Below are 14,505 nucleotides of genomic sequence, written 5' to 3'. Positions count from 1 at the left end.
TGTCTACTGTAAACTTTCATAACTATTTTCCCCCAAAATTCATCTTGAAGCTTGCGCCAAATAAGCCATAGGTATCGCCATAGCCTGAAACTTGAGTCAACTGATAATTATAAAAGGGCATGATTACATAGTTGGCTCCTTTAGTCTCCAAAACCCGAAGGTTGACCCCAAAATTCAAGGTCGCAAACGGGTAAAATTTGCCGCTTTTTGATTCAAGAGAATTGCTTTGTACCACATCCTGTTGGCGAAGAGTAACAGAAGAATTCCCCAATGCATCATTCGCATAGAAAGCAGACTGTCTCTGTACAGTGAATTCCTGAGAAGCAGTACCTTCTAATGAGTAAAAGTTAGAAAATCCTGCTTGAATGGAAACAGAATTATTTCTTGTCACTGGATATTTAACAAAGACAGGAATTTCTACCTGCATCTGTCTTACCTCCAGTTTTTCCGTCTGTGGGTACGAATTACCAAAATTCATCACCATACTCTCTGCCTTAGCATTTTGACTAAAGTAATTAAAGCCAAATCCAGAGCCTAATGTGAGCTTCCCTGGGAGCTTGACATCAACCAACATTCCAAGTCCTATGGTAGATGCTGTCGCAACCTGATTATCATTTTGGATGGCTCCAAAACCTGGAGTCAAACCCATTCCCAGACCAACTGATGTTTTGTCTTTTTCTATAACCGGAAATTCACTTTCGGCAATAAAAATCTCCTTATCCGTAGGTTTTCCAGGTACAGGGACTTCCGCTGATACTAAAGTCTCAGGAGCTATGGTCTGAGTTAAAGAATTTAAGTTTTCCGGTTTTTTGTCTACCTCCTTTTCTATAATTGAGTTTTGGTTAAGCACAGTAGTACTAGATTTTTCAGGAACCTGCGCGATAACCTTTTCATTTGATAACACTGGTATATCCAGCGAAACTTTAGGTTGTTCTGTTTTCGCAGGCTTTTCTAAGAGCTCAGGAGCAATGGCTAGATTGTTGGTTTTGGAAGGAAGCGTCTCAACTGGCACAATCTCAGTTTTGGCAGTTTCTGATTCTGTTACATCTGAAGGTTTACCACTTACCTCAATATCCGAATCAATTCTTTTTGACCCCGGTTCAACACTCGCTTTTCTATCCGAATTTATTTTATTTGAATCACTCGAAGAAAGCTTTTCCAAAGCATTTTCTGGTGTGGAATCCACCTTTTCTGCAAGTTGAACCTCTTGTGGATTAAATTCTTCAATACCAGTTATATCAACAGAATTAATCCCTACAGCAATTAAAAGCAAAGACGCTGCAATACCTGTCACCCAATAGGCTATAGTTCTTCTTCTGCGCTGAGCACGCATTTTCTGAAAACCTTCCCAAGCACCCAATTCGTAAGGCGCTGAGGCTTCAAGCAACTTCTTTTTAAGGGAAGCAGCGATTTCCTTATCCAGCTTATCTTCCTTCATATTCTTTCAAGTGTATTGATACTAATTTGCGAAGCTCAGACTTTGCCCGCGCTAGATAGACTCGGGAGGAGCTCTCCGTCAAGCCTAGTTTTTCGCCAATTTCTTTATGACTATAGCCTTCGATCTCATAGAGATTAAACACCATCTTGTGATCTTCTTGCAATAGATTGATTAGGTTGATAATGTCCTGAAAGGCGAGATCCTGAAGCGCATTTACCTCGTGAAACACCCCAGTTTCCTCGCTGACATCAGATTGATTCTGAAACTTCTTCTGCTTCCGAAAATAGTCGATGGCCGTATTTACAGTAATCCTCCGAAGCCAAGCCTTCACCGATTGGAAGTCGTCGAATTTTTTGATCGACCCGAAAAACTTCAAAAAGGAGTCATTCGCAATCTCATCGGCCAGTGCCTTTTCTTTGGAATAGGACAGACTGATACCCATGACATAGCCATAGTATTTTTTATAGAATACCTCTTCGTACTTAGCCGATCGTCGTTTGCACCCTTCGATCAGCTCTTGGTCAGTCCACTTCAATTCAAACCTATTAATCTATGGTTTACGACATCCAAGGTGGAGTCGGAATTATCATTTTTTAGCTATTCATCTCATCACTAATTCACCGATTTAGCCGCTGAACCCTGCTCCCCCATAGCTTCTTTTATTTTTATATACTCTTCGTTTCCTGCTGAGTTCATACACTCAGCAATTCCTTTTAAGCTCTGAGGATAGATGGAATTTGTAGTAAAATTACTCCCTTCTATCATAAATCCAGATTTCTTTGCGATCGAGTCATTATCGGAGCCCGCGTTTAGCGCACTGCCCGCAAATATCAAAATCAAATAGATCCTTAGAAGTGTCTTCATCTTACTTTATTACCCTGACGGAAAGCTGTATGAATACGCTACAGAAGAGAAGAATTATTTTGGTTTTTGGGAAAATAATGTGAAAATCTGACTCTCATTTTTAGCCCAAAAGTTAGTGGCAGTTAACTAAAAAACTGACGAAAGTCACTTCAATCAATGAGTTCTCACAGACGATTGAAAAGCGGACGAACCTAGTTTTACTGCTTCAATATCTAGTAAAATCTCACCCTATAAAAATGCAAAATTATAGCAGAGCACATAGCTTCCATATCCCAGTTATGGGACTAGGATATACCGTAGATACTCCGATCAAAGTTGCCAAGTATGGGATCTCAAGTGTAGTCTCCATCATGGATGATCACTTGCTGGAAGATATGAGGAAAATTTATTCAACTAAATATGTTCGGGAATTCATTCCAATCTCAGATTCGGAAGATGATTACCGTGCAAAGCGCATCACTGCTTACCTTGACTTAACCCAGTCAATCATTGAGGAGCAGTTCAATAAATTGATCCATGGGGATTGGGAAAAAAGCCTAGAATTTCAAAAATATCTGAACCTTCTCCCTACTGAATCTCCAATTTCTAGCCTACTTGAAAAAATAAAATCTAGTCCTGATTCGGAGAAATTTCATCTAAAAGAAGAATTCAAATCACTGGTAAACATGGGCGCTGTTGACGTCAATATCATGACCAAAGTAGACAAGATAAACTCTGATAAATCAGGTAAAGAATTACCTAGAGAATATTCTGATGCTTTATCCGCTTTAAGAGGTTTTGCCACGAGTAAAGCAAATGGATCAGTGGTCTTTTCTGCTGGAATGAATCCTGCTTTGTATAGCTATGCAGAACAATTCTCTGAGTTTTTCCCAAATCAATTTGGCGAGATTTCGAAAGGAATTATTCTTAAAGTGAGTGATTACAGATCAGCTTTGATCCAGGGAAAGTTCTTGGCAAAGAAAGGACTTTGGGTTTCAGAATTCAGAATTGAGTCTGGTCTGAACTGTGGCGGACATGCATTTGCTACAGATGGATTTCTGATTGGGCCGATTCTGGAAGAATTTAAAAGGAATAGAAAAGAGCTTTTTTCAACACTTTACGAAACATGCCAAAAATCACTTGAAATCAAGCATTTAAACACACTTTCAAAAAGTCCTACTTTCAAGATAACATACCAAGGCGGAATAGGAACAGCGAGCGAAGATAGCTTCTTACGGGAGTATTATGAGCTGGATGGAACAGGCTGGGGAAGCCCATTTCTTCTGGTTCCCGAAGCAACTTCTGTAAATAATGACACCTTGGGTCGACTACTAAAAGCTAAAAAATCGGACTACTTTCTAAGCGATGCGTCTCCGCTAGGAGTTCCTTTCAATAACCTACGAACATCCTCGGGTGAAGAGCAGCGCCTGAAGAGAATTAAAAATAATCGACCAGGAAGTCCCTGCTACAAGAAGTTCCTTTCCAACAATACTGAGTTCACCGAAAAACCGATTTGCACCGCTTCTAGACAGTATCAAATTCTCAAATCAACCCAATTTGAGGCAGGGGAAATTGGGTCAGAAGAAATGGATAAAACGATAGCCAAGGATTGCCTTTGTGAAGGACTGAGTGCTCCGGCTATTTTAGCAGTAGGAGAAACTCCAAGAAGAAATCTCAGTGCTGTCACGATCTGTCCTGGACCCAACCTTGCTTATTTTAAAGGCACCTTCACTCTCAAAGAAATGGTGGATCACATCTACGGAAAGTTAAGCCTCAAATTAGATATTGAGCGTCCTCATGTCCTAGTGAAAGAGCTACAGTTGTATGTTACTTTCCTGAAAAAGGAATTTGAAAACAAAGTGACGGATAAGGTCGCGAAGAGAGATGCTTATCTAGAAAAATTCAGAAACAACCTGATCCAAGGAGTAGAATACTATCAGGATTTGATAGAGAAGGTAGAGGTTGATTCAACCACAATGTTAGCTAAAATGTCTGATCAATTTTCAAAAATCAAACGTGAAATAGAACAGTTGAGTACGCCTTTATTGACAAGCCTAACTTAAGAAGTCAATTACATTATTAGCTCGGATGACCAAGAAAAGCTGAAAGCTAATCCAGCCATTTTTCGGCTAATTTGCGATCTCGTAAAGGAAATGCTTTCAACTTACTTTTTGGCACTACCAAGTTTAAGAAAAGGACCAGTGAGCGTAACCAAAAGCTGTCCGTTAACATCGCGTATTTAGAAAGCTTAGGAAGCATATGGATATCACCCTGAATGGCTTTTTTCATAGCTTCAAAGTTTTCATATCCTCTAAATGAAGGCACGATTGACAAAACTTTGATGGAATCATTTCCAGCTAACTGTTCTCTCGCCACCTGCACCTCATGCATGTCATCAACGGTGATCACACCATCTATCACGTAGGATAAGATTCCATTTTCTATAGAATAATTTACTTCCATCTTCTCCCCTAACCCCAAATGAGCCTATTTTGATTAGAGAATTTTGAATTACTCAGATTTGAGAATAACTGCTGGGTTGGCTTTTAATATTTTCCAGATTTGCGAGCCTACGGTAACTGCCACTACCAGCAAAAGAATTACTAATCCACTGCCAATAGGAAATACTCCAACTCCAGAATGAAAAGCAAAAAAACTATCCAGAAAGCTAGAAATAATCAGAATAGAAAAAGCCCCACCTAATATTCCCGCTATTCCCCAAATAAGTAAATACCTCCTGAACAACTTCATAGAAATATCACTCAAATTGGCCCCAAAGACCTTTCTGACGCAGTAATCTTTGATATGTGAATTCATATTAAGGGAAACCAACCCAAACAATCCTAGCGCAGCTAGGATAACCGCTAGAATGGCTGAGAATAAAAGAATATTTCTCACTCCCTGAACATCTGAAAATTCCCTGTCAAACACTTCAGTTTGTAACTTTCCTTGGAAAAGACCTTTTGGAATGGTTTCGTGCCAAATCTTCTTGACTGCATTCAGAGAAGATTCTGCTGTCCCAGAACTCATCAACAGCGTCAGGTAATTAAATGTCGTATCTGGCGAAGCTCGTATCACCATTGGATCAATTGCTTCCTGGAAAAATATCGTGTGAAAATCCTCCACTACGCCTACCACAGAATAATTCGCGCTATCCAAGGTGATCTTTTCATCTAGAGGAAACGTCAATCCTAACCTATCCAGAAATGTCTGATTGACTAGTACAGATTCTTGAGTATCAGAAATAAGCTCTGGATTGAACATCCTACCCTCCTTCAACTTTAGATCTAAGATGTCCGGATAATTGGCTTCAGCATTCAAGAGGCTTATTTCGTACTCTTGATCGTCGAACTCCAGAACTTCTTCACGGATCCAGTTTCCCACATAATCTTGGCTCCCGCTGACCTCGTTGACAGTTGCCAGCGCTAACAGCTTGTTTTTGAGAGGTAAATAATCCTCTTGGTTGGGCACATTCACAATAATCTTGTCTGCACTAGAATAGCCCCAGTCCCGATTTTCGTTGATGTAATTTGTTTGGACAAAGGCGATTCCAGCAACTATGCCAATGATCGCAAGTGTAAATTGGAAAGTCAGTAAAATGCTTGTTAAGATGCTTTTGTTACCAATTTTTTGAGAGCCTTTCAGAATATTGATCGGCTTAAAAGAGGATACATAAATCGCTGGATACAATCCAGAAATGAGGGTAATAAAGAGCAACATTCCTCCCAAAAACACCCAGATATTTGCATCTCTTAAGAGGTCAATTTTGAGGTTTTTGGAAGCTATTTCATTAAATCCCGGAAGGAAAATGAATCCAGCCAAAAGGCAGCCCAGAAATAGCGCAAAAAAGCAAACCATTAAGTTTTCACTCAGAAATTGAAAGACCAGCTGACTTCTCCTACTTCCAATTACCTTTCTCACCCCAATTTCTTTTAATCGCTTTGAGGCCATCAAAACAGAAATATTGATGTAATTAAATACTGCCAAGATTAGAATAAATAACCCTATTGAGCCAAGTAGGATCTGTGGCCCCAAGCCCAAAAAATCACGAACTCCATTTTCAATCTCGTCTACTTTGTAAACTAAGTCTGAATAAGCAACCAGCCCCATATTCAGATAGGGTTTATCAGGATTGATTTGGTTTTGAATATTGGTCAAAGCTTGTAGCCCAGCATTGAACTCAGAAATATCTTGCCCTTTTTCCAGCTGGATAAAAGTCCAGAGTTCAGAATTCCATTCTTCTTCCAATGTAATATCTAGGGTAGAATATGGATGCGACTCAAAATTTACCAAAAGATCAAAATTGAACATATCCATATCGTTGAGATCTGCCAAGACACCTCCCACTTTATAGAGTTTTTCTTCACCATCCACTACCAAAGCCAGCTCCTGACCGATTGGGTGAATGTCCCCAAAAAGCTTCTCTGAAAGCTCATGAGTCAGGATCACTTGGTCTTGATCTCGTAAGGCTCCTGCAAAACCATAGTCCATTCGATAGGTGAACATTTCCATAAAAGCTGGATCTATGTAGATTGATCGCTGCTGATAACTTTCATTTTTGTGTATCAGTATTGGAAACTCACGAAGCACCCGAGTATGATTCTGAACCCGATTCAATTTTTCGGGAATCAACTCAGAGATAGGTTCTGCAACAGCTCCATAGGTCACCAAGCCATTTTCTCCTTCGGCAGTGTAAGTCAATTGATAGATCTCATCTTTGTTTGGTTGGTTTAGACCTTTGAACCAAATTTGAGCTATAAAGAGGTATGCCACCATGCAGCAACCAACAGCACACGCCAATCCAAACACGGAAATAAAAGTGGTTCCCTTTTGCTTAATAAGGTTCCTCCATCCGATTTTAAAATAGTTCTTTAGCATAGCTCCATGTGAAAATGTCTGGTAAGTTGATTTTGTGCGTTTGATATTACTCCAGCGGAAAAAGCTGAGCACATGGATAAGAAATCTAACCCTAGCATAAGCCAATCCTCTTTCTTCCAAGTCCATGTAAAAAAGCTCATAGGCATCACCTTGAATCTGCTCCAACCGACTGGGATTGCAGTAAAACTCCAGAAAACGATCTGGCCATTTGGGAGGAAAGTGTTTACACTTACTGTCCATTTGAAAAGTCCAAAGCAAGTGGTGGAAGTTGATCGTATAGTTTATTTCTTAAACTTTTCACCTCTTCGATTGCGGCTCGTCCCGCAGCAGAAAGAGTAAATATGCGTTTTCTCCTTCCTCCCCTTTCTTCAGTTGCTCCACCCATGTAGGACTTCAGAAATCCTTTTTCTTCCAAACGGTTGAGAACCGTATGAATCGCCGAGATATTGACCATCCTACCTGTTTGATTTTTGATCTCTTCCAACACAGCGACACCATAGGCCTCCTGATCCAAGATGCCCACAGTAAGCAAAATCAACTCTTCTAATTCACCTAAATGATAGCCCTTCATAAACGTCTATTATTTTATTTACAAAAGTAAATGTAATACATTACTTTCATATTTGTAAAACAAATATTTATCAAAAGCTTTGAGTGGATTTTTTTCAAAAAATTAGATTTAGTCTTGCTGAGATAGTACCTGCCCCTCTCCCAAAAGTAGTTGCTTTAGCTCCGCATACTTCACTTCCTGAACAGGGATGTCATTATCAATCGCCAGCGAGGCCGCTGCTGCTGCTGATTGACCCAGAATCATAAACACAGGCTCCATCCGAATAGAACCAAAGGCCGTATGAGAACTTGAGACGCAAACAGGCACAAGGAGATTTGTGCATTCTTCCTTCTTTGGCACTAAGGTTCCATAAGAAATTGAGTAGGGATTTTTAGGGTGTACTCCGATATCACCTTCATTCTGTACAAATCCCTCCTTCGTTACAAACCGCTGTGTATTGTGCGAATCCAGGGAATAAGAACCCATCCCAACTGGCTCTGGAACTTCCTTATCGCCTAGCACATCATGCTCAGTCATCACATACGCTCCCACCATTCTTCGGGCTTCGCGTACATAGATTTGATGCGGCCAGTTGTTATTATCTACAAATTCGTCCTTTGCCAACCCCCAATTTGCCATTTCAGCTCTTACCGGATCAGGAACATTTTCATCATGAGACATGTAATAAAGTAGACCTTGCTGATACTCGGTATGATCTTTTAGTATCTCCTCGCGTTGTTCGTAGGTAGCTTCCGGATAAGCATAATTTTTACCTATATAATCTGTAGAAAATGGACCGTGATTATTGGTGTCTGTCTTCAAGTTGGGAATTGGATCGTATTTTTCAAATGTCTCATCCCAACCGGCGGCATACACCCGAGCCAGTAATTCGTACCGGGCGGGATCATAGTTGTCTGGTTTTGGAAAAGGAATTCTGTTATCGGGATGCCTGCTCATCGCCAAACGATAGGTATATGCTTGAAGCCTATTATCCCCTTCCCCATTCTGCCCTGGAGGTTCCGATGAAATTTCCGGGAGCAACCCACTAGTCGAATCATCAGGAATCACATAGGGACTGATGTTATTTTGAAAATAATGCCGGTGCTGATACACACCTACCTGTACACCATTCCATTCTTCCCCATAAGTAGCGTTGGATTCTCTGCCTACATGGTAGCTCACACCTGCCGCCGCCATCAAGTCACCTTCATAAGTCGCATCTATAAAGACTTTCCCGCGATAAGTTTTCCCTGAAAGTGTTTGGATTTGAGTGATTTCACCATTCTCCTTGATAACGCCAGATTGTCTATCCAGCCTTTCATCCCGATGAATTTCCAAGTTATTCTCAACGACAAAATCTTCAAATACCTGCTCTGCCACATGAGGTTCAAAAATCCACATCGTCCTATTCTCCCCATCCATGGCTATTGTACCTTGCCCTTTGTTTCCATAGTCTTCTTTTTTCTGCCATTTCCAAGCGGAATCTTGTTGGTAATGTTGGTAAATCCTATGGTAAAACTCCCTTGCCAATCCTCCTATCACTGACTTGTTTCCGGTGTCAGTAAATCCCAAACCTCCAGATGACAAGCCGCCCAAATGAGTATCCGGCGAAACGACAATGACTGATTTGCCCATCGTTTTTGCCTGAACAGCAGCAGTAATCGCAGCTGAAGTACCTCCATAAATTATGAGGTCAGCTTGGTAGTCAGAAGTATTTTTGGGTTGGCAGGAAATGAGAAATGCAAGGGCAACTAGACTGGATAATAGTTTCATAGTGAATAAATTATTTTGGGAAAATTGAATTTGCCCATATGGCAGTTTAACTTTCAAAATAATCCATTTTATCCACCGTTGCTAACCAATCATCATTCTGACTCAGAAACAATGCCATTGATGAATAATTGTTCTACAAATCAAATTATCTCTGTACTATTTAGTTGATGTTCAATCTCAACTTATAAAGTACAATCCCATCATCCTCGGTTTCGGACAAACCTCCAACTTTGGACACGACCAATTCCCCGTCATTGTTGACAACCATTGGGAAATTACTCGACAAAGGAAAAGGTACATTAGTAGCCAACTGATTAAAGTCCTTATCGAAAATCGCTGCATAATTTGGATCTTTTTTTCGCGCAGCTAGACCATCCCGAGTCGGGGGACCAAGATCAATCACTTGTTGTTCATCAAGCCCCCTATTATAGACAGCAATGTAATAGTCTCCTGAAACAAGAATATTGGTGAATTTGCCAGTTCTCTTTTTCTGGTTTTCCACAAAAAACTGTTCGGCTTTGTCCAACGGTACTGGCGTATAGGAAACCCAGTCAGGTATATCAATCTCAACTGTTTTTTCATAGAGAAACTGATCTCCTTCCTTAGAATAAACATAAAATCGAGGCTCAAACCACATGCTTAGCAAGAGCTTTTCCTGATCCAACGTATATACCGGAATAGGGAAACCATGCACCTGATCTCCCATTAAAACTGAAGTTTCGGGTAGACGTAGGGCACCAAGGGTATCCCCAGTTGTTTTATCCTGAGATTCAATAATAGGTAGGTTATACAATTCGCGGTAAAACTCACCTTCTTCCATATTTATAGCTAGCGTTTCCGGCCAAGGCTTGGGATAAAAGATTTTGTTGCCAGATTCAAACATTCCCAGCTTTGGATACATCATAAAAACCTGATATGAATATGGAATAGTCACTTCTCCTACTTTGGTAGAATCCCGAAACATGTAATAGCCCTTCGGCGGGTTAAAAACTGTCACGTCTCCATTGAAATATCCAAGGCCTAGCGCCTGTCCAACTGGATCGATACCATCCTCACTGAACTTATGATGGTTCAGAATCTTCCCATTACCATCTACTTCCAGATATTCATAATATGAATCAGTAGCTAGAAGGTATTTATCAGTCTTCGGGTCGTAATCCAGGAGCATCATTTCTCCAAGATAATCTACTTGCATTGAATCGGTGATTTCCAGAGAAAAGCTTCTAGAAGAGGATTCACTTTCTGTTTTCTCCCCACAGGAAAAGTTGCTTATAACTAAAGTGATTAGTACAAAATGAGGTAGGTTAAGTTTCATAGTAAAAATTAAAGAGCCAAAACACTGGGATTAACTGCATGATTTACAAAATCATATCTAAAAAGATAAATACTATCAAAAAGAACAACTATATAAGTTTTTTTAACAAAACTATCTAGCTAGCAACTCATGAACACGCTCCCGAAGTACTGGCACCACGAGCTCCTCAAACCATGGGTTTCTCCGCCTCCACATAAGATTGCGAGGCGAAGGGTGCGCAAGTGGAATAAACTCAGGCATGTACGATTCGAAATCCCTTACAGTCTCAGTTAAATTTTTCCTCTTCCTATTCCCTAAGTAGTATTTCAATGCATGCTGTCCTATAAGCAAGGTCAATTTCACCTCAGCCATCTGATTTATCATTTTATGATGCCATAAAGGAGCGCACTCTGGTCTTGGAGGCAAGTCACCTCCTACACCTCTTCCTGGATAGCAAAATCCCATAGGCATGATTCCAAAGTTCCTCGGGTCATAAAATTGATCTCTACTCACATCCAGCCATCTCCGCAGTTCATTGCCGCTTGCATCGTTCCAAGGGATTCCGGTAGCATGAACTTTAGTGCCTGGTGCCTGCCCGATCACCAAAATCTTACTTTCAGTATGAATAGAAAATACCGGCCGGGGACCTAGAGGTAAAAACTCTTTACAAACAGTACACGACTGAGCATCAAGAACTAAAGATTCAAAACTATTCATCGGACAACATTTCACTTAAATGTTCACTCTTTTTGAGTGAAAAAAGAGATTATATGAAAATTGGTTAATAATTACAGGGAAATAATAGTAAATTATTAGGCTAGTTTATTGAAAAGCAACATTTTACTCTAAACAATGAGATGTTAATTCTAGTTAAATCCACTAGACCATCTTAGTTCGTACTTAGATAACAACCTTTCAACCACTCATTCCCAATTGCCATGAAAAACACTCACTTCCTTTTCGCATTATTACTTATTATTTGCGCAGGATGCTTTTCCTCCAAAGATTATGTAACTGATTACGACTATAATTATCAAGCTTCTTTTAAGAAATATAAAACCTTTGCATTCGTAGTTCCTACTGAAAAGGATACCAGTATGATATCCCCAGTATTGACTGCAACTATAGGCGCTAGGTTAGGTTCTCAGGGTTTCCGCGAGCAAGAGTCCAAACCTGATTTACTAGTGAGCTATAAGATATTCATGGATTCAATCAGATACCGAGGCTATGTGCAGCCAGAATTTGATTATTACTTACAGCGAATGAAAAATGTACCTGAAAAGGAAGATGGGGATTTGGACAAGGAGCAAGAAAAGGATGAAACGTATAACCACGTAAAGTATAGCCAAAACCAAGGAATGCTAGTAGTATATGTGATCGATAGCAAAAGAGGAAATACCATCTGGCAAGGTTATACTGCCGCCAATTTTGATTCAGAATCTCCCAACTTTCAATCGGATGTAACTCGGGCAGCTTATCGGGTCATGAATGAATTCAAAGTTGTAAATCGCCTCATGGAGTGACAGGTGAATATTTCTGAGTAAAGAATTAGTCAACCTGTGTAGGTATTCCACACTTTTTTGAAGAGGTTCCAAATATGTTTTGGAACCTCTTTTTTATATAAAATAGGGCTCTATTGTATCCAAACACGTCTATTCTGTCGATTTAAGTGAAATAACACCGGGATTCTCTTTGTGGCAATTGCTTTGAAATAGTTGATTCAAATACAAAGAAATCAACTATGAAAAAATCACTAATTGTTACAGGACTTTTGAGCGCCACTGTGATGGTGTCATGTGTGTCAAAGAAAAAATACACCGAACTAGAAGGTAATCTTTATAAGACACAAACTGAGCTTGCTACCACTGAGCAAGAGAAAGCGGAACTTGAAGAGAAAATGCAAATCATCGAAAACAGAGTTGCAGAATATAACGCTAGGATCAATTCTCTTCGTGATACCAACGATGCATTAACTATGCAGAATGAGGGCATGTATTCCCTTGAAGGTGCTACGATGATGTCCAAAACATCCAAAGAGAAAATGAAGCAAACCTTAGCAAACGTAGATCAGGCTAAACTTGCGCAAGCACAAACTTTGGAGGATTCAGTGAACCTAGCGGTAGAATACAATTTGAAGAAGAATATTACGGAGACTACTGTAGATGGAGAAGAGGATGATGTGAACATCAGCATTGACCAAACTGTCGTGATGATTTCTGTATCTGACAAGTTACTTTTCAACACAGGAAGCTACAGAATCAATTCGAAAGCTGATCCACTATTGCAGAAATTGGCTGAGGTAATTAATGCTGAGCCGAGCCTACAAGTGATGATCGAAGGGCATACCGACCCAAGAACAATCTCAACTGGAGTAGTTCAGGATAACTGGGACCTTTCTGTGAAAAGAGCAACTAGTATCGTGAGAAAACTTCAGGAAAGTTATAATGTAGCACCAGAGAAAATGATCGCTGCAGGTAGAGCTAGCTATATGCCTATCGTAGAAAATGATTCTCCTGAAAACATGGCAATCAACAGAAGAACTAGGATCGTTTTGATTCCTGATTTGGATATGTTCTTTGCGATGCTGTAAAACATAAAAAACCACCAACACACGTTAACCACCACAACCGAAAAGCAGGCTCTAGAGCCTGCTTTTTTTGTTAATACCACATTAATCACAAAGTCTTTTGGAGAGAATAAAGCTTAGTTTGGATTTTAAATATTGCATTGATTTTAAAAACCCAACAAGATGTGTGAATATGAAATTTAAAATCACACCACATAGACACATAGCTTGCATAGCATTTGAAATACTTCTCTCTATGTGACTATGTGGTTATTCAAAATAGGAACTTCAGTAGTTGATGCTAGAGTGCATCAAAATATTGGATTTTTAAAAATTGAGAGAGCATTTATAATTTACTAGAATTGAGTAAATTCTCACAAAAAATGGCATTAACACAAAAGATAGTAAATGACCTTTCCTACAAAATAATTGGAGCTGCAATCGAAGTACACAAGCATCTAGGTCCAGGACTGCTAGAAAGCATATACCATAAATGTTTAGCTATTGAGTTTGAAACAAGGAATATTAAATTCAGTAGTGAATTAATTATCCCTATTGAATATAAAGGGCATTCAATAGATACCCAGCTTAGGTGTGATTTCTTGGTAGAAAATTTAATTGTAGTAGAAATAAAATCGGTTGCAGAAATCCTTCCAATTCATCAAGCACAGCTGATCAACTATCTTAATTTATTAAAATCACCCAAAGGAATACTTATCAACTTCAATGTCGTTAACATTTTTCACCATGGTCAGAAGACCATTGTGAATAAATACTTTGAGGTGCTTGATAATGACTAATACATATTTTATACACAAAAGCGGCATAATACTGAAAAATAGTTGGTAAAAACCTTATAACATCAATGATTATCAGGTAAATACAAGAGGTTTACTGAAACTGGTTTCAGTAAACTTTTTTTGTACTATGAAAACTCAAAAAAAACAGATGTTGGGCTTGCGGGAATTTGGAGGTTATTCGCTGGGGGAAGCAGGCAGGAAAACAGCGATTTAAATGTAAAAACTGTGGTCTTTTCTTCACCCGTAACTCTAAAGAACAGACACTTCGGAACCGTTTTGTATGGTTTAAAAAATGGGTTCTTGAGCGGCAGACTTTTAAGATTCTATGTCGTGAAAGTGGTCTTTCAAAAGATACTCTTCAAC

At 39.5% G+C, this 14,505-nt stretch carries 14 protein-coding genes; 5 read left to right on the top strand and 9 right to left on the bottom strand.

Going from position 1 to position 14,505, the window contains the following annotated elements:
• Positions 1-22: 22 nt before the first annotated feature.
• The 3 genes from LV83_RS11260 to LV83_RS11250 form a co-directional block, all read right to left on the bottom strand.
• The gene (locus LV83_RS11260; RefSeq protein ID WP_111611639.1) at positions 23-1,438 is read right to left on the bottom strand and encodes a porin family protein; all 1,416 of its coding nucleotides are present in this window, start codon (positions 1,436-1,438) and stop codon (positions 23-25) included.
• A complete protein-coding gene (locus tag LV83_RS11255) occupies positions 1,425-1,973 on the bottom strand; it encodes an RNA polymerase sigma factor (RefSeq protein ID WP_146613710.1) in 549 nt (182 codons plus the stop codon). The genes LV83_RS11260 and LV83_RS11255 overlap by 14 nt, the downstream gene beginning before the upstream one ends.
• Positions 1,974-2,050: 77 nt before the next feature.
• A complete protein-coding gene (locus LV83_RS11250) occupies positions 2,051-2,302 on the bottom strand; it encodes a hypothetical protein (protein ID WP_111611637.1) in 252 nt (83 codons plus the stop codon).
• 236 nt (positions 2,303-2,538) lie between these two features.
• On the opposite strand from LV83_RS11250, the gene LV83_RS11245 reads away from it, so the two are divergent.
• Positions 2,539-4,344, top strand: a complete 1,806-nt coding sequence (locus LV83_RS11245; RefSeq protein ID WP_111611636.1) for a hypothetical protein — start codon at positions 2,539-2,541, stop codon at positions 4,342-4,344.
• A 46-nt stretch (positions 4,345-4,390) separates the two neighbouring features.
• On the opposite strand, the gene LV83_RS11240 is transcribed toward LV83_RS11245, so the two are convergent.
• The 6 genes from LV83_RS11240 to LV83_RS11215 all read right to left on the bottom strand — a co-directional run bounded on the left by LV83_RS11240 (position 4,391) and on the right by LV83_RS11215 (position 11,493).
• Positions 4,391-4,762, bottom strand: coding sequence for a SpoIIAA family protein (locus tag LV83_RS11240; protein ID WP_146613709.1), 372 nt, complete (start codon positions 4,760-4,762; stop codon positions 4,391-4,393).
• Positions 4,763-4,792: 30 nt separating this feature from the next.
• Positions 4,793-7,399 carry an ABC transporter permease gene (locus tag LV83_RS11235; protein WP_111611634.1) on the bottom strand — a complete coding sequence of 869 codons (2,607 nt, stop codon included), beginning with the start codon at positions 7,397-7,399 and terminating at the stop codon, positions 4,793-4,795.
• Positions 7,389-7,730: a PadR family transcriptional regulator gene (locus tag LV83_RS11230; protein WP_111611633.1), complete on the bottom strand. Its 342-nt coding sequence runs from the start codon at positions 7,728-7,730 to the stop codon at positions 7,389-7,391. Before LV83_RS11230 ends, LV83_RS11235 begins: the two co-directional genes overlap by 11 nt.
• Positions 7,731-7,838: 108 nt before the next feature.
• On the bottom strand, positions 7,839-9,482 hold the full coding sequence (locus LV83_RS11225; RefSeq protein ID WP_111611632.1) for an FAD-dependent oxidoreductase: 1,644 nt from the start codon (positions 9,480-9,482) through the stop codon (positions 7,839-7,841).
• A 160-nt stretch (positions 9,483-9,642) separates the two neighbouring features.
• Positions 9,643-10,797, bottom strand: coding sequence for a hypothetical protein (locus tag LV83_RS11220; RefSeq protein ID WP_111611631.1), 1,155 nt, complete (start codon positions 10,795-10,797; stop codon positions 9,643-9,645).
• 111 nt (positions 10,798-10,908) lie between these two features.
• Positions 10,909-11,493, bottom strand: coding sequence for a uracil-DNA glycosylase family protein (locus tag LV83_RS11215; RefSeq protein WP_111611630.1), 585 nt, complete (start codon positions 11,491-11,493; stop codon positions 10,909-10,911).
• Positions 11,494-11,714: 221 nt separating this feature from the next.
• On the opposite strand from LV83_RS11215, the gene LV83_RS11210 reads away from it, so the two are divergent.
• The 4 genes from LV83_RS11210 to LV83_RS21525 form a co-directional block, all read left to right on the top strand.
• The gene (locus LV83_RS11210; RefSeq protein WP_111611629.1) at positions 11,715-12,299 is read left to right on the top strand and encodes a DUF4136 domain-containing protein; all 585 of its coding nucleotides are present in this window, start codon (positions 11,715-11,717) and stop codon (positions 12,297-12,299) included.
• 218 nt (positions 12,300-12,517) lie between these two features.
• A complete protein-coding gene (locus LV83_RS11205; RefSeq protein WP_111611628.1) occupies positions 12,518-13,366 on the top strand; it encodes an OmpA family protein in 849 nt (282 codons plus the stop codon).
• Between the two features lie 359 nt (positions 13,367-13,725).
• Positions 13,726-14,142, top strand: a complete 417-nt coding sequence (locus tag LV83_RS11200; protein ID WP_111611627.1) for a GxxExxY protein — start codon at positions 13,726-13,728, stop codon at positions 14,140-14,142.
• Positions 14,143-14,309: 167 nt separating this feature from the next.
• Positions 14,310-14,505: IS1/IS1595 family N-terminal zinc-binding domain-containing protein (locus LV83_RS21525; RefSeq protein WP_449353829.1), on the top strand; the 196-nt coding region annotated here is incomplete at its 3' end.

The sequence above is a fragment of the Algoriphagus yeomjeoni genome, from assembly GCF_003259505.1.
In the GTDB taxonomy this organism is placed as follows: domain Bacteria; phylum Bacteroidota; class Bacteroidia; order Cytophagales; family Cyclobacteriaceae; genus Algoriphagus; species Algoriphagus yeomjeoni.
The sequence above is the reverse complement of the archived record's forward strand: the minus strand, read 5'-3'. Positions and strand labels throughout refer to the sequence as shown.